At 37.1% G+C, this 15,039-nt stretch carries 13 protein-coding genes; 1 reads left to right on the forward strand and 12 read right to left on the reverse strand.

Annotation, left to right across the window (positions count from 1 at the left end):
- The first annotated feature begins 26 nt into the window (after nucleotides 1–26).
- Nucleotides 27–998, forward strand: a complete 972-nt coding sequence (locus tag Q8Q95_01650) for an SIS domain-containing protein (protein ID MDP3764303.1) — start codon at nucleotides 27–29, stop codon at nucleotides 996–998.
- Nucleotides 999–1,058: 60 nt separating this feature from the next.
- Here Q8Q95_01650 and Q8Q95_01655 read toward each other — a convergent pair whose 3' ends face one another.
- The 12 genes from Q8Q95_01655 to Q8Q95_01710 all read right to left on the reverse strand — a co-directional run bounded on the left by Q8Q95_01655 (nucleotide 1,059) and on the right by Q8Q95_01710 (nucleotide 15,033).
- On the reverse strand, nucleotides 1,059–1,283 hold the full coding sequence (locus Q8Q95_01655; protein MDP3764304.1) for a DUF378 domain-containing protein: 225 nt from the start codon (nucleotides 1,281–1,283) through the stop codon (nucleotides 1,059–1,061).
- 65 nt (nucleotides 1,284–1,348) lie between these two features.
- Complete coding sequence (locus Q8Q95_01660) at nucleotides 1,349–2,686, reverse strand: exopolysaccharide biosynthesis polyprenyl glycosylphosphotransferase (protein ID MDP3764305.1); 1,338 nt, start codon at nucleotides 2,684–2,686, stop codon at nucleotides 1,349–1,351.
- 219 nt (nucleotides 2,687–2,905) lie between these two features.
- A complete protein-coding gene (locus Q8Q95_01665; protein ID MDP3764306.1) occupies nucleotides 2,906–4,351 on the reverse strand; it encodes a peptidoglycan-binding protein in 1,446 nt (481 codons plus the stop codon).
- A gap of 44 nt (nucleotides 4,352–4,395) precedes the next feature.
- A complete protein-coding gene (locus tag Q8Q95_01670) occupies nucleotides 4,396–5,106 on the reverse strand; it encodes a hypothetical protein (protein MDP3764307.1) in 711 nt (236 codons plus the stop codon).
- Nucleotides 5,107–5,322: 216 nt separating this feature from the next.
- The gene (locus Q8Q95_01675) at nucleotides 5,323–7,545 is read right to left on the reverse strand and encodes an O-antigen ligase family protein (protein ID MDP3764308.1); all 2,223 of its coding nucleotides are present in this window, start codon (nucleotides 7,543–7,545) and stop codon (nucleotides 5,323–5,325) included.
- Nucleotides 7,546–7,587: 42 nt separating this feature from the next.
- The gene (locus Q8Q95_01680; protein MDP3764309.1) at nucleotides 7,588–8,310 is read right to left on the reverse strand and encodes an acylneuraminate cytidylyltransferase family protein; all 723 of its coding nucleotides are present in this window, start codon (nucleotides 8,308–8,310) and stop codon (nucleotides 7,588–7,590) included.
- 9 nt (nucleotides 8,311–8,319) lie between these two features.
- Entirely contained in the window at nucleotides 8,320–9,618 is a 1,299-nt protein-coding gene (locus Q8Q95_01685; GenBank protein ID MDP3764310.1) for a class I SAM-dependent methyltransferase, read from the reverse strand.
- 3 nt (nucleotides 9,619–9,621) lie between these two features.
- Nucleotides 9,622–10,287 (reverse strand): glycosyltransferase family 2 protein, encoded by a 666-nt coding sequence (locus tag Q8Q95_01690; GenBank protein MDP3764311.1) that lies wholly within the window; start codon nucleotides 10,285–10,287, stop codon nucleotides 9,622–9,624.
- Nucleotides 10,284–11,282 (reverse strand): NAD-dependent epimerase/dehydratase family protein, encoded by a 999-nt coding sequence (locus Q8Q95_01695; protein ID MDP3764312.1) that lies wholly within the window; start codon nucleotides 11,280–11,282, stop codon nucleotides 10,284–10,286. Before Q8Q95_01695 ends, Q8Q95_01690 begins: the two co-directional genes overlap by 4 nt.
- Nucleotides 11,279–12,262, reverse strand: a complete 984-nt coding sequence (gmd, locus tag Q8Q95_01700) for a GDP-mannose 4,6-dehydratase (GenBank protein MDP3764313.1) — start codon at nucleotides 12,260–12,262, stop codon at nucleotides 11,279–11,281. Before gmd ends, Q8Q95_01695 begins: the two co-directional genes overlap by 4 nt.
- A gap of 105 nt (nucleotides 12,263–12,367) precedes the next feature.
- Nucleotides 12,368–12,907: an NUDIX domain-containing protein gene (locus tag Q8Q95_01705; GenBank protein ID MDP3764314.1), complete on the reverse strand. Its 540-nt coding sequence runs from the start codon at nucleotides 12,905–12,907 to the stop codon at nucleotides 12,368–12,370.
- Nucleotides 12,908–13,128: 221 nt separating this feature from the next.
- Nucleotides 13,129–15,033, reverse strand: a complete 1,905-nt coding sequence (locus Q8Q95_01710; protein MDP3764315.1) for a hypothetical protein — start codon at nucleotides 15,031–15,033, stop codon at nucleotides 13,129–13,131.
- Between the last annotated feature and the right edge of the window lie 6 nt (nucleotides 15,034–15,039).

A 15,039-nucleotide genomic window follows, 5' to 3' on the forward strand; every position in this document is an offset into this window, starting at 1 on the left:
AATCATATATAATTCGTTTATAAACCATGTTCAAAGAAACTCTCCAAAACTTCCCCCAACAATTCTCTTGGGAACCCGAAGTTATTAATGCGAATAACTTAGCTAAAAAAGAGAACACTATAGTTGTAGGCATGGGCGGTTCGCATCTTGGCGCAGATTTAGTAGAACTTTGCCTGCCAAATATATTTTTAACTATTCATAGTGGCTATGGCTTGCCCGATGTTTCGGAAAAACTTTTAAAAAATAGTTTAATTATACTAAGCTCTCATTCTGGCAACACCGAAGAAGTTTTAGATTCTTTTAATACAGCGCATAAACAAGGTTTGGCTTTGGCCGTAATTGCAACCGGAGGACAACTTTTAGATTTGGCTATAAAAAATAATATTGCCTATGTAAAAATGCCTGCCGAAAATATACAGCCCCGCCTAGCCTTGGGTTATAGCTTTAGGGCCATACTTAAACTATTAGACGAAACCAGCACTTTGGGCGAATCCGATGCCTTAGCCAATAAACTAGACTTAGATGCCATTAAAAACCAAGCTAATAATCTTTCTAAAAAATTACAAAATAAAATTCCTGTAATTTACTCATCTTTAAAAAACAAGGCTCTAGCTGATATCTGGAAAATAAAATTTAATGAAACCTCTAAAATTCCCGCTTTTTCTAATACATGGCCGGAACTCAATCATAACGAAATGACGGGTTTTGATTCTAAAGAGAACACAAAAAGTTTAATGGAACAATTTCATTTTGTTTTTCTAAAAGACGAAAAAGATGATGCTAGAATTTTAAAAAGAATAGACGCTACAAAAAATATTTTAGAACAACAAGGTCTTGAAGTGACTATATTGCCCCTATATGGAGATACAAAAACTGAAAGTATTTTTAATTCTTTGTTGCTCGCTGACTACATAACCTTGAATCTAGCTGAATATTACGGTAATGATCCGGAACAGGTGCCTCTGGTAGAAAAATTTAAAAAAATAATTTCCACCTAAAAAAACTACCCCCGAGCGAAGTCAAGGGGTAGTTTTTAAATAAGAATACTCAACCAAAAATTACATAGAGTCCATGTTGTCTTTTTTGCATGTTTTGCAACCCCTAGAATGCGTAACCAGTTCAAAAACAGCTGAAAGACCAACTAAAATATAGACGGCCTTAACCAAGGTTGAATCCATACCGCCCAACCAACGGCTAATATCCCAACCCCAGACGCCTACTAAAAGCCAATTTAAACCTCCGACTACAAGCAGTATAAAAGCAACAAAATGAATAGCTTTCATATTAAAGTTCAATATTTAAATAAATATAATATAGACCTTTTTATACACCTAGATTGTACCATATTTTACCTGCCTAATCCAGCTAAAACTATATTGGCAGTCTTTAAGATTATACCAACATCAAATATAAATGAACGATTCTTTAAATAGTAAAAATCGTAAGATAATTTTTCTTTGGTATCTTCCACCGAAGAGCCATAGGTATAATTTATTTGCGCCCAGCCCGTTAAGCCGGGTTTAACCAAATATCTTCTATCGTAAAAAGGAATTTCTTTAACCAAGAGCTGATGAAATTCGGGGCGTTCGGCTCTGGGGCCCACAAAAGACATTTCGCCTTTTAATATATTTATAAGTTGAGGCAATTCGTCTAGGCGAGCCTTCCTTAAAAACCTACCCACCTTGGTTACTCTGCTGTCGTTTTCGATAGTCCACTGCGCGCCATTCTTTTCGGCATCTTGACGCATAGTTCTAAATTTAATTAAATTAAAATTTTTACCTTTATGCCCCACTCTTATTTGACGGTAAAAAATCGGGCCGTCGCCTTCAATTTTAATAATAAGAATAATAAGCAAGCCCAAAGAAAAAAGAATGGGCGTCAGTAAGATGGCTAGAATAAAATCGAAAAAACGTTTAGTTGTTTCATAAAAAGATCTTTTACCCGAAACAATATTATTTAAAAACCAAATATGATTAACATTAGCTAAATTAATTTTGCGCCAAACTCTTTCGTTAAATTTATCTAACGTAATAACTTCGATCTTATCTATAAAATTGTAAAGCGAAACAGCTAAGCCTTCTTTACTAAAAAACCTATCATCCACTATTAAGGCGCCAATTTTTTTTTCTTTTATAGATTCGCCAATACTACTATCAGCATTTATTACAGCCTCTACTCTATAACCTATCTGGGGGTTCTGGTTTAGTTTAACAGCTAATTTTTCACCTTTTTCGTTATCTGAAATTATAAAAGTTTTTAGCAGTAAATTTTTCTTAAAAATTATATTCACTTGTCCCCGCCATAGCGTAAAAAGAACAGAAAATATGCCAAAATATATAAATAAATTTGTTTTGGGCGCCACATAAGTAAAGTTGGCAAAATAAAAAAACAGTACCGCTGCCAAAAAATTTACCGCGAGTGAGCGCGCTAGGCCACTATAAAATTCCAATGAATTTTTGGCCGAAGTAATTTCGTAAAGGTTATGTATATAAAAAACTAAAAGCCAAATAAGTATCAAGGGGGTGAAGGCCTGAACGTGAATAGAAAAAAGTTGAGAGGTAGTGAAATTAGAACTGGTAGAATCAGCCACATTGCTATATCTTAAATAAACAGTAACAAACAGCGAGAAATAAAGAATCGCTATGTCTCCAAATAAAATCAATATTTTTTTAGCTTGAGCTGGCATATTTAAAAATAAAACTCTTTAAGCTCTGCTAGACCTTTCTTTAAATCTATTTTCAGTTATATGTGACCCAATAAACCCAGCTCCGCCCGTAACTATTACTTTTGTTTTTGACATCATCAATTTAGTCTAAATATACACTCTAATATAACCAGAATTTAAGTCAAAAGTAACCCAAAAACTCCCCCGATTTGATCGGAGGAGTTTTTATTCATTACATCATTATTGCTTCAGCAGAGCATCTATCTGGGCTTGTATGGCTTTCATCTGATCTTCAATCTGTTTCGTTAAAGCATCGTTTGAGGTGGTTTGTATGGGTGCTGGAATCGGAGCAACTGGAGCAGTTAAAGAATTAATCTGATCTTGAATGGCTTTGATCTGATTTTCAATCTGCTGGGTTTGTGAAGATTCAGTTGCGGGAGCTACTGGCAAAGGAGTAACAGGAACAACTATGCTTTCGCCACCCAACACTTCGTTAATTTTTGCCATCGTAGCTGGACCAACTCGGCCTACAGGGTTAATACCGTACTTGGTTTGGAATTTTCTTACAGCGGCAGTTGTTTTAGGACCATAGAAACCAGACACTGTACCCTCGGGATAAATTTCGGGATCCCTAGCTAACAATTTTTGTAAGTCCATAACTTCGTCGTTACGCGCGCCAGGGTTGAGTTCGGAATTAACACTCACGCCAACAACAGAAGAAACAGCCACAGCGCTACCAGAAGTCAGAGCTTGTATTTGAGATTGAATGGCTTGAATCTGCGAAGTTATTTGATCTGTTGTTTGATCTTGAACCGAAGGCTGGGCTATTTCTGCCGGTTTGGAACTTAACACCTCATTTATTTTAGCCAAAGTTGCTGGTCCTACTCTACCCACCACAGGCAAACCATATTTGGCTTGGAACTTTCTTACAGCCGCAACTGTTTTTGGACCATAGAAACCGCTAACTGTGCCATCGGGATAAATTTCGGGATCCCTAGCTAACAACTTTTGCAAGTCCATAACTTCATTATTGCGTGCGCCGGGATTAAGTTCCTTCATTAAAACAGGAGACATACTGACAACGGACGCTGGAACCGACACAACCGGAGCAGGAGCCGTTACGGCTGGAGTTGCTGGTTTTGGTGCTGTAGTCGTTGTGGTCGTAGTAGTTGGAGTAGTAGCTGTTGTCGTGGTTGTGGTTGTAGGAGAAGCAGATGAGGATGAGGTTGAAGATGTCGTGGATGTTGTGGTCGTGGTAGTTGGGGTAGCTGTAGTTACTGTGGACGATCCACCACCGCCCGATGTGGAAGCCGCACAGGTGGTTGTATTGGGAGTTACAAACACCGTCTCTGCTGTTTGACCACTAGCCAAAGAAAGATTTAAAACCGATGAAGCACTGTTGCAGGCAAAACCAGCAATGGTATTTGTTTTAGTATAGCCAAAAGTAATCTTGTCTGCCGAAGTAAGATCTATAGAAGACCCTCCAGCCAAACCTATACTCAAGCTACTGTCCATAACAGTCATACTCTCAACAGTGCCACTAGTAACCGTCAAATCAAGCACCGTACCACCAACAGTCACCCTTAAAGTCGTACCTGTTGTAAGACTAACATCATTATAAGCGGCAAAAGTTAAGACTGGAGAAAGCAACAAGGCTAGAGCAATTAGAAAATAAGTTAATTTCATAATTATTTATAAAGAATTGGAAAGACCAACGATTAACTTTTAAATTACTCTTGTCCCGGACAAGTAATAGCATCTGTTTTTAGAACTCCGGTATCAGACGAGATTACTGTGCAAGTATCGCCTTTAGCATCCTTAAGAATTATCGTTCCACCATGGTTTTGGTCTCCATAATTAAGACCGGTGCTAATATATATTGTGCTAGTACCAAACTCGTCGTGCACATTGAACTTGGTTCTGGGATTGTTTGTATAAAAACCAACAGATGATGTCGCTTTAACAATCATCGTTGGAGTACTCGTACCAACATCACTAATCACAAACCTAGGTGTTTCTTCATCCGTTGTACCAACTACTCCAGATATCGAATTTAAAGCCCAAGGAGAAGACGTTGATATACCCAGAGCCCCACCAAAACTAGAAGCAACTGTTGATGTAGATTCTAGGGAAGAAGCAATAACTCTACCCTCAAACAATGCGCCACCGGCCACTGCAAATTCCGCACCGGGCGAGGTTGTGCCAAAACCAGAAGCCATACTTGTAGATGTGGCTACAAACGCATTGGCCCAAACAAAGTCATCTATAATGGCCGCACCTTGAACGCCCAAAGCCGCGCCTGGCGTGGAAGTACCACTACCTAAACCGACATTGCTTATAGTCATAGTAGCGCCATAAGCTACCACCGCGACTACAAAAATTGATAATAAGGAAGAAACAACGGTAGTCAAAAAATACCGTTTTGAAAAAAAAGACTTCATATTATTTTTACTCATTAACTTATTAATTTTTTAATCCAACAAGCCATGTACTTCTTTTTTAAAGAAACACAGAGGTCACTTGTTAGGTTATAAGTCTAATACCTATATAACAGACAGTATACTATAAATCTAGGGAATAAAATAAACATAAGTTATCCACAAGAAAATCCCGCACCTTTTTAATCAAAAAGGTGCGGGATTAAATGTTTTAATATACTATCTTTCTAGTTTTCCACTTTTGATCTGTTTAATAAATGCTTCCCCCTGATTTTTGAAGCTTGGACTAATTTCTATAGCTTTTTCTAGTTGTTCTATGGCTTTTTTGTCTTGAAAAGTTTTTACATAAGCCGAAGCCAAACCTAAACGATACTGTACACTAGTTGGATTACTTAGCACCAGCTTTTCCCAGACCAGAGTTAGTTTTTTAAAATCGCCTATGGCCGCGTAAGCATTTAAATATTTTGTATCGGCAATAATTTCCGAGCCAAAATGCTTCTTGAGCAAACTCTCGGCTAATTCTGGTTTACCAGCAAAAATAGCTATAACCGCATAATTGTTAATAGCGTCGGGATAATCTGGAGAAAGTTCGTAAACTGTTTTAAGCGTATCTAAAGCTAAGTTTTCTTCGCCGGCTTTAAAATAGGCTTCGGCTAACAAGAAATAAAACTGCTGCCTGCTAGAAGACACTTCCAAACCCTTTTTAGCGGTAAGTATGGAATTAGCGTGATCGCCCGAGGTACCGTAAAGAGTTGATAAAAAAGCCAAGGCCCGAACATCGTAGGGAAAATTTTCTGCTTGAATTTTCATCTGCTCTAAAGCCAGTTCAGTAATTTTTTCCTTGTCTTCGGCCGAAGTAACTGGATCTTGATTAATCTTTTCGGAATAAAGGGTCAACTGTTCTCTAATTTCTTGAGTGCCGAAAGTATTGTAAGCTAAACCCTTTTTAAGCATGTCTACACCTGCGTCTAAATCGCGAATACGGCTACCGTCTTGAGAATAAGTTACTAACTGCAAAGAATCAATAATGCTTTTAGCGGCTAAAATGGGCTTAGCATTAAACCAATACAAAGAAAAAACAACCACTACCCCTATAGTAAGCGTAATAACATATCTAGCAATCTTGGGCACAATCATGGCTTCGAGCAATTTGCTATCCGATAAGTCTGCACTAGTTCTAACATATAACCAGTGCAGATAGGCCAAAACCGCAAAGAAAACCATATAACTGGTAAAATTATCGAAAACAAAAATATTATGGATAAAGTAAGCCACCAACATTCCCAAAAACACAGTCGCTATTTTAGGCGTTATTTTATTTAATCTAAACAGTTTCCACAAAACTAACACCGCTGAGGCAAACATACCTAAATAAGATAACAAACCTACAAGGCCTGTGGCCGTAAGCCAATCCAAAAAAACATTATGAGCTCTATCAAACCACGGTTCCTGGCGCCACAGTTCCGATTTATAATATTTAGAAAAAATATAAACAAAGTTCTCCGGACCCCAGCCCAAAATAGGCTTTTCTTGCCAGGCTTGATAAGCCATATTCCAAATAATAAAACGAGATTGGGTTGTAGTTTCACTAAAAGAAATACTGGCAAATCGAGTTAAGACGTCGCTACTTTTTACAAAAGAAGTATCTTTAACCGTAATAAAACCTATTACTAAAAATATTATAGCGCCGAGCCCGCCCAGCGCTAATTTTCGAGTTAGACCGCGACTATAAATAGCATTAACAATTGTGCCGATAAACAACCCCGCAATTAAACCTAGGATAGCCCCACGGGTAGCCGTTTTATAAACAATGAAGGTTTCAAATAAAATTAGGGCCAACAAACCCATTCTTAAAAAAATGCTTTTCCCTTCTGATTTAAAAAATAACCAAGCTAAAAGGAAAATATGGAAAACGATATAAATAGCCAAATAAGTGGCATTACCCATAGTAGCATCTATACGATCATCGCCTTGGTGAATATCGGCTAAACCAAATATTTGAGCAACAGCGTAAAAACTTACTACCAAACTTGTCGCCAAAGACACGCCAAAAAAAGTGACCCAATCGCGCTCTTTTTTAAAAACACTAATAAGCACAAGGAAATAAATAAAATAATGCCAATAACCCCAAAAACCTTCCATACGTTCAAAACCCGACCAGAAACTCTTATAAGGCGAAACGCTAAAAATTGTGGCTAAAAACAATACTCCTAGCCAAGCTATGACGCTATATAAAATAATTGAAGCGCGAGGCCTATAGTTGGCATCAACCATCATCAACCAAACCCATAACACAAAAATAATTTCTATAATTATTCTAAAAATAAAATTACGCCCAGTTATGAATGGGAAATAAAGTGATTTAGTAATGACTAAAGGTAAAATGGGAACAGCTAAAAGGCCAAGCTTGATAATCCAGTTTATATATTTCTTATTCAACATATTAAGTTTATATAACACAAAAACATACCAACAACAATCGTACTACAACTCCATCACCATTCTTTCGGCTAAAAGCCAATCTTCGGGACTATCTATATTAACACTGTATTTCTCCGCCATAGGATAAAGAGCTACGTTATTGCCATAAAAATTAGGTTCATTTTTATCAAACAATAGCCTTGTTTTAAAAAGATAAATAGCGCCATTATGATAATATACTGGTGTAGGAAAACTTTGGCGGCGGGGAATTCTATGCATTATTGAATCTCCATTAAAAAGTTTTCCATAATCATTTTCGTCCTTAATTACAGCCCAATATGGGCTATAATGTCCGGGTATTTCCGAAACACTAACAACGGAATCAGACAATTTTTCGTCAAATAATTTAATTGCCTCTTTAATATGTTGCGGTTGTCTTAGTGGCGCTGTCGGTTGCAACAACATTACAGCATCGGGCTGATAGTTTTGATTCTCCTTGAGCCAAGAAACGGTATGTTGTAACACTGGCAAGTGAGGCGTGTCATCTTGAGCCAGTTCGGCTGGGCGTATAAAAGGTACTTCTATGCCGTAATTTTTGGCTATATTGGCAATTTTTTCATCGTCTGTACTTAAAATAATACGATCAAAAACACCCGACTTTTGAGCGGCTTCAATAGTGTGGGCGATCAAAGGCTTACCGCAAAGATCTTTAATATTTTTGCCGGGTATACCCTTAGACCCACCTCGAGCTGTAATAATTCCTAGTATTTTAATCTTAGAATTCATGAAAAAAGATTATGAATACATAAAATCTAACTGATTTTCACCTTTTTTAGTAATGATATGCGGATAAGGCATTGGAAAAAACAACTTACCTCCATTTTTTAGGTAATTACGTTCCCTTTTTATTATTTCATCTTTAAAAAACCATATCAAAACAAGCATAGCGCTAGGATTAAGCTCTCTTGCTCTTTCTTCGGAGATTAGTTCCATATCTGTACCCAAAGTTCTTAGCCCAACCTTTTCTGAATTTCTTTCACTAATAAAAGAAAGCATCTTTTTATTAATACCAAAATACTGAAGCAAAACGTTGCCTTTTGTGGAAGCACCTAATCCCGTTACTAACCCACCGTTTTTCTTCTCCGAGAGAATAAAATCCTTGGTTATTTCTTTTAGATTATCTATCTTGGCTCCAAAAGATTTATAAGTTTCTGGACTGTATAAACCCATCTTTTTTTCAGCTGCATACAACTTTTTAAGACCCACTGAAATCGGCCTGTTATCGTTCTTATGTGAAATAAAGACTCTTAGACTTCCCCCGTTAACACTATTCAAAGAAGCATCAAAAATCTTCAAATCCTGAGTGGACATTAAGTTGCTTATAACTCCTAAAGAATAATACCCTAAGTGCTCATGGCAAATGTCATAAAAATTTAATGTCTTTAATGAAGTAGGTAAATAACTTAACTGAATGCACCAAACACCGCCTAGTGCCAATACAGACTTAACCTCATTAACAAATGAAATAGGATTATCTAGGTCGTAAAACATTGCTATTGAGGTAACGCATTTAAATAACGAACCACGGCTAAGCTTTATAGCTTTTTCTTTAGAAAAATAATCTGTTTCAACTGATATAGATTTATCTAGCCAAGATCGATCAATATTGCTTGCAGGATCAATACCAATTCTTACAGTTTTCTTAGGAAAGTAAGAAAGCATCGTACCATCATTACACCCTATATCTAAAATATGATCACCTTTTTTAAACTCTACTTTTTCCATAACTTCGTTAACAATATTCTTTAAAGCTTTTTTCATTAAAGGATTAATCGCCGAACGGTAAAAATAATTCTTATATAGCAAATCCCTGTTTACGGTTTCTCTTAGTTGCACCAAACCACAAGCCAAGTTATTGCGATTTCTATCACATAACAGTAAAGTTAAGGGTATTTTAATCTGACTCATTTTTTCAACGGAATTATCTTTAACAAAAGATGAGGATAGATATTGCTTACCCAAGCTCAAGACAGGAGTAAGGTTGCCACTACCGCAAATACGACATTTTTTAATATTTTTATAAAAGCCGTTCATTTTCTATTTATTTAAAAATTCTTTTATTAAAAGAGTTAAAATTTTCCAACCGGTTCTAAATGGCAACATTTTACGTTCTCCTCCTATGCGCTTAGGTTCATCTACAGGAATTTCAGCAACCTTGAGTTTATTTTTGGCAAATTGGATTGGCATTTGAATAGACCAATCCAAACCAGAGGCATTCATCTTTAGTTTACTAAAAGCATCTTTCCTATAGGCTCTAAAACCTATTAAAACATCTGAATAATTAGACCTGAATAAAAGATTTACTAAAAAAGTAAAAATACGGTTACCCTTAGAAGTCAAAAAATCGTCATCATAACTTCTGGCTCCTTTAAGATATCGGGAAGCTATTACGAAATCGTAACCTTCGTTTATTTTACTAATTAAGTCCAATATCCTTTCGGGCGGAGAATTGCCGTCTGGAGGAAACTCAATAATAATGTCCCCTTGAGCTACATTCATACCTTCTTTCATACCCTGACCATACCCCCGCCCTTTTTGTTTATAAACAGAATAGCCATTGTTTTGGCAATATTCTATCGTACCATCGGTAGAACCTCCATCTATAACTAGAATTTCATCTACCCACTCTTTTTTAATTTTAGGCAAAACAACCTGAACGGCTTCGATTTCGTTTAAAGTTGGCGCTAATAAAGTTATTTTCATAATTTTTTTCTTAGTTCTTTCTCCGTAATATACCAATCAATTGTTTTTTTAAGACCTTGGCGTAACGGAATAGAAGCTTTAAAACCTATTTTTTCTTCGGCTTTCTTGACATTGCAAGTTCGACGAGGCTGGCCATCTGGCTTTGAAGTATCAAAAACAATTTCTGTTTTTGAACCCGTCAACTCAACCAACAATTTAGCCAAGTCACCTATGGCTGTTTCCTCTTGTGTTCCAATATTTAACGGATCAGCTACCGGATATTTTTCACAAACCTCTAAAAGTCCCCGGGCAAAATCAGTAGCGTAAACAAATGATCTTGTCTGCTTTCCGGTACCCCAGACCACTAAAGGATTTTCTCCCCCTAGAATCCTTTTGATCAAACCAGGTATAACATGGCAATATTCGGCAAAAAAATCATCTCTAGGGCCATAAGCATTGTAAGGCCGAGCAATAGCAATCTTCATGCCAAACTCATCGGCATAAGCCTGCCCTAAATATTCTTCCATGCGTTTAGACCAGCCATAGCCCGCGTTAGCCGAATCGGGGGCATCTTTAAAACCCTCTTCTTCCGGAGTAGGATTAGTGGCGTTCTTTGGGTAAACACAAGCCGAACTAACCACTAGAAAACGCTCAACATTAGCTAGGCGGGCACTATCTATAACATTCATAAAAGTACTAAGGTTATCACGAAAAAGACTAGCATGGTGTTTCATACTATGTTCAATACCGCCACCCTTAGAAGCGGCAAGATTTAGAACTATTTCTTGGTCTTTAATTGTCTTGGCCACGCTATCCCTATCTCTCAAATCAGCTATAACGATTTTAATATTATCTTTTACACTATTTAAAAAATTCAAATTTGTGGTAGCTCTTACCGGAACTGTGACATCAGCACCTTGATCAACCAACATTTCTACTAAATGACTGCCTACAAACCCAGCTCCGCCAGTAACCAAAACTTTTTTGTTATGATAAAAATTGTTGGCCTGATTCATATTTTAAGGTTGTGTTCATTTAAATCGTGCTCCAGCATTATCTTTACTAACTCTTTAAACTTCACTTTGGGTTTCCATTTCAAAACCCTTTTGGCTTTTTTATAGTCCCCTATCAAAGTTGGAGTTTCTGAAGGCCTGTAATAACGCGGATCTATTTCTACATATTTCTTCCAATCTAAACCTACCAGACGAAAAGTTTCCTCAACAAATTCTTTAACTGTATGCGCCTCACCCGTAGCAATAACAAAATCGTCTGGCTTATTTTGCTGTAACATAAGCCACATAGCCTCTACATACTCTGGGGCATAGCCCCAGTCGCGCACAGCCTCTAGATTCCCCAAGTAAAGTTTTTTTTCTAAACCTGCCTTAATCCTAGCGACGGTGTGGGTTATTTTTTTAGTAACAAAGTTTTCGCCTCGTCTTGGCGATTCGTGGTTAAACAAAATACCGTTAGCGGCAAACATGCCATAGGCCTCGCGGTAATTTTTTGTTATCCAATAAGAAAACACCTTGGCGCAAGCATAAGGACTGCGAGGATGGAATGAGGTAGTTTCACTTTGGGGAGGTGGAGTCAAACCAAACATTTCAGAAGAAGAAGCTTGATAAAATTTTGTCTTAATTCCAGTTTCACGTATAGCGTCTAGAAGGCGTAACGAGCCTAAACCAACAACATCGGCCGTATATTCAGGAACATCAAAACTCACCCTGACATGGCTTTGGGCACCCAAATTATAAATCTCATTTGGTTTTGTATTTTTTAATATACGATTTATAGAGGCGCCATCTGTTAAATCGCTATAATGTAAAAAAAAATTTCCTTCTTTCCTAAGCAAGTCTATTGGTATATGAGAAATACGCTTAGTATTGAAAGAACTAGAACGTCGTATAAGACCATGAACTTCATACCCCTTAGATAATAAAAAATCAGCTAAATACGAACCATCCTGACCAGTTATACCTGTAATTAAAGCTTTTTTCATAAAAATATACTATGAATACTAACAGCTTATAAATCCGATTGTCTAGTTTAACAAATGAATAAAAAAAGAGTCCGTAAAAACGGACCCTCTAAACAGTACTATGTCTCAAGAAAACACTCGATCGTATAGATCTAGAATTGAAGGAAAAACTTTCTCGCTGACTAACCGCTCTCGATCAAAGGCGAAAAGGCCAGTATTTTCTTTGTATTCTCTATCCTCAAGATTTGCATAGACAGAGCCCAATTCGGCCACTGTGAGCTCGATTGTAAATGTGTAACCGAGCATGTGACAACCAATCTCCTGTGGCAATTGAGCTCGATCTTTCCAGCGATAGTCAAAAACCGCTATCAATTCGAAACGATCTTGAGGAAGCTCTAACTTGGTTTCCCGCTGGAAATTTCTCGCCACAGCTTCTTCCTTGGTCTCATGCGGCATCATACCACCACCAATCCACCACCAGCCAGTCATGGGTATTGATACTCGCTTTGCAAGATAGATTACTTTCCGATTAGTATCAATTGGGACAACATCTGTACATGCTGGGACGAAACATTGAAGCCCCCTGCTATACTCATCGTCCGTAAGACGTACCGAAGGAATAGGCTGATACCCATCCTCTGTATAACTGCCAACCAGAATATCCAAGGCACACCTCCTTTTTTATTTAATGTACTACTACGGTTTATCAAACCACCTTGGCTTGATTTAAATAAATTTTATCATAAGATAGTGTATAAGTCAACCCAGCCGTTATGGCCCAATAGCTTGGAATCACTTAATGGTAAAATCCAAGTATATGACATACACAATTAACTCAGGCAAACACATTTAGACCGTCGCCAACTTTTCATTCCTAGCACTGGTCACTATTGCTTCAAAATCTTATACATTGATACCTGAGGATCTTTATAAACTATTTTTAAGCCCCTGTCTGTAATAAAGTTATTATTACCAGTAATTTGTTCTTCTAACGGCCCCACATAAACATAACCTGTTCCGATCTCTGACCAATCCCTGCGCATTGTTTTGTAACGACCCGACAACTCTATTATCTTTTCTTGCCTTTTTTTGGTTACAAAATCTTGATCAGAATTTGAGGAGTAAATACTGTTAAAAGTATTGTATCGGCTAGAAAAATAACCTCCGTACAAATTACCAAAACTATCGTTAAGATTACTATCCTTGTCGGGAAAACAATCATAAGCTTCGCATTGCGGATCAAGTTTACCAGCTAAACGTTGCTCTAAAACTTCCGGTCTCACTCCAAATAATTTGTGGCTTAAAAGGTATCTGTCTTCCATTTCTTTGACACTCAACAATGTTATAAAGGCCGTCGGCAAAAAAGGCCTAGAGAAGGTGTGAGTATTAAGATAAAAAGATGTTAAAGTTGAAGGAGAAACTATCACGCTTTCGGGCGAAAGATTGTGATTGACCCATTTCCAGGAAACTGCGACCTCACTCGGAAATTTATAGTAATCTACAATATGTTCTTGCAGAGAATAATTTATTAAAACTATATTGATTATTTTTTTGGCAACAATAAATAAAGATAAAACTACTAAGCCCGTCAAAAAAACTTTTTTTAATCGTAACCGTTTAAGTGTAACTCTACTAGAAAGATCGTGAAGTACAGCAAAAACAATTATAAAGATAATCGGAGATATAGACCTCCTAAAAAAATGGGGCACCGGTAAATAACCAACCACCATCTGGATATTCCACACCAGCATCATTCCACCAATAAGACCCAAAAACAAAACGAACTTATTGCGGTCATGGTGGCGGTAGACAAAATAAACCACCAAGACTAATAGCAAGTAAACAAAATAGTCCGCAATATTGTCTCTAGCTACTCCCAAAGAATGTCCAAAAACTACCCCCGCTCTTAAGATAAAATCCTGATATGTATCTAGAGATCTAAAATTGTTATACATCCAAAAATAAGGAATAGTGGTAACTGCCAAAGCAGAAAACAAAACAAGGTAAGATTTGATGCGATTTCTATCCCGCGCAACTAGCGCATACAGAAAAAGAACCAGCAACACAACCAACCAGTAAACCCAGTGGTGAAAATAAGTATAAAACATTAAACCGGCAAAAAATCCTGAAAATAGGGCAAATTTTAGAGTGGGTCTTGTCCAAAAAATGAAAAAAGATATAATAGCGGCTAGATAGAACGGATAGGTCAATAAAGGTTCATCCACTCTCGCTAAATAAAGTTGGTCAAATTGAGTCCTAACAAAAGGCAAAAAATTGTTTATAAAGAAAGCCTGAAATTCCGAGAAGCCCTGCCATTTGTAAAAAGGTAATTTTAAAACAATCGGAGATAAAACGGCAGTTAAAGAAAAAAACCACGACCAAACTCGCGATCTAAATATGATTTGCCCCAGAACATAAAAAAGGGTAAATATAATACCTGAAAATACAAATTGAGCACCTAAATAAGCTAAATCTATATTGCCTTTGAATAGAAAAATAAAAACCGAAAACAATGTGGATGGTATTAAGTTTTGAATAGTCGGCGCGCCAGGGGAACCATAAAGCTCCGAGGGTGGAAAATGTCCGTCGTAAATTTCTCTAGCTCGAGGCAAATAGGCTTGTAGCGAATCTCGGTAAGTTTTATACTGCGCCAAAACAAAAACATTGTCTGATTTTTCAAAATGTTTCTTTACGAATAGCGGAGGTCCTATATATAGCGCGCCTACCAGTAGAGCGCCTAAAAAAACCAATGCACCGGCAAAAAAATTATTTTTAAAAATATCATCTATCATATTTTG

This window comes from bacterium, from assembly GCA_030697795.1.
Taxonomy (GTDB): Bacteria; Patescibacteriota; Minisyncoccia; order JACQLN01; family JACQLN01; genus JACQLN01.

Bases quoted from the DNA above. Each gene is read 5' to 3' on its own strand.
- Q8Q95_01650 (MDP3764303.1), top strand. From the start codon at position 27: ATGTTCAAAGAAACTCTCCAAAACTTCCCCCAACAATTCTCTTGGGAA.
- Q8Q95_01655 (MDP3764304.1), bottom strand. From the start codon at position 1,283: ATGAAAGCTATTCATTTTGTTGCTTTTATACTGCTTGTAGTCGGAGGT.
- Q8Q95_01660 (MDP3764305.1), bottom strand. From the start codon at position 2,686: ATGCCAGCTCAAGCTAAAAAAATATTGATTTTATTTGGAGACATAGCG.
- Q8Q95_01665 (MDP3764306.1), bottom strand. From the start codon at position 4,351: ATGAAATTAACTTATTTTCTAATTGCTCTAGCCTTGTTGCTTTCTCCA.
- Q8Q95_01670 (MDP3764307.1), bottom strand. From the start codon at position 5,106: ATGAAGTCTTTTTTTTCAAAACGGTATTTTTTGACTACCGTTGTTTCT.
- Q8Q95_01675 (MDP3764308.1), bottom strand. From the start codon at position 7,545: ATGTTGAATAAGAAATATATAAACTGGATTATCAAGCTTGGCCTTTTA.
- Q8Q95_01680 (MDP3764309.1), bottom strand. From the start codon at position 8,310: ATGAATTCTAAGATTAAAATACTAGGAATTATTACAGCTCGAGGTGGG.
- Q8Q95_01685 (MDP3764310.1), bottom strand. From the start codon at position 9,618: ATGAACGGCTTTTATAAAAATATTAAAAAATGTCGTATTTGCGGTAGT.
- Q8Q95_01690 (MDP3764311.1), bottom strand. From the start codon at position 10,287: ATGAAAATAACTTTATTAGCGCCAACTTTAAACGAAATCGAAGCCGTT.
- Q8Q95_01695 (MDP3764312.1), bottom strand. From the start codon at position 11,282: ATGAATCAGGCCAACAATTTTTATCATAACAAAAAAGTTTTGGTTACT.
- gmd (MDP3764313.1), bottom strand. From the start codon at position 12,262: ATGAAAAAAGCTTTAATTACAGGTATAACTGGTCAGGATGGTTCGTAT.
- Q8Q95_01710 (MDP3764315.1), bottom strand. From the start codon at position 15,033: ATGATAGATGATATTTTTAAAAATAATTTTTTTGCCGGTGCATTGGTT.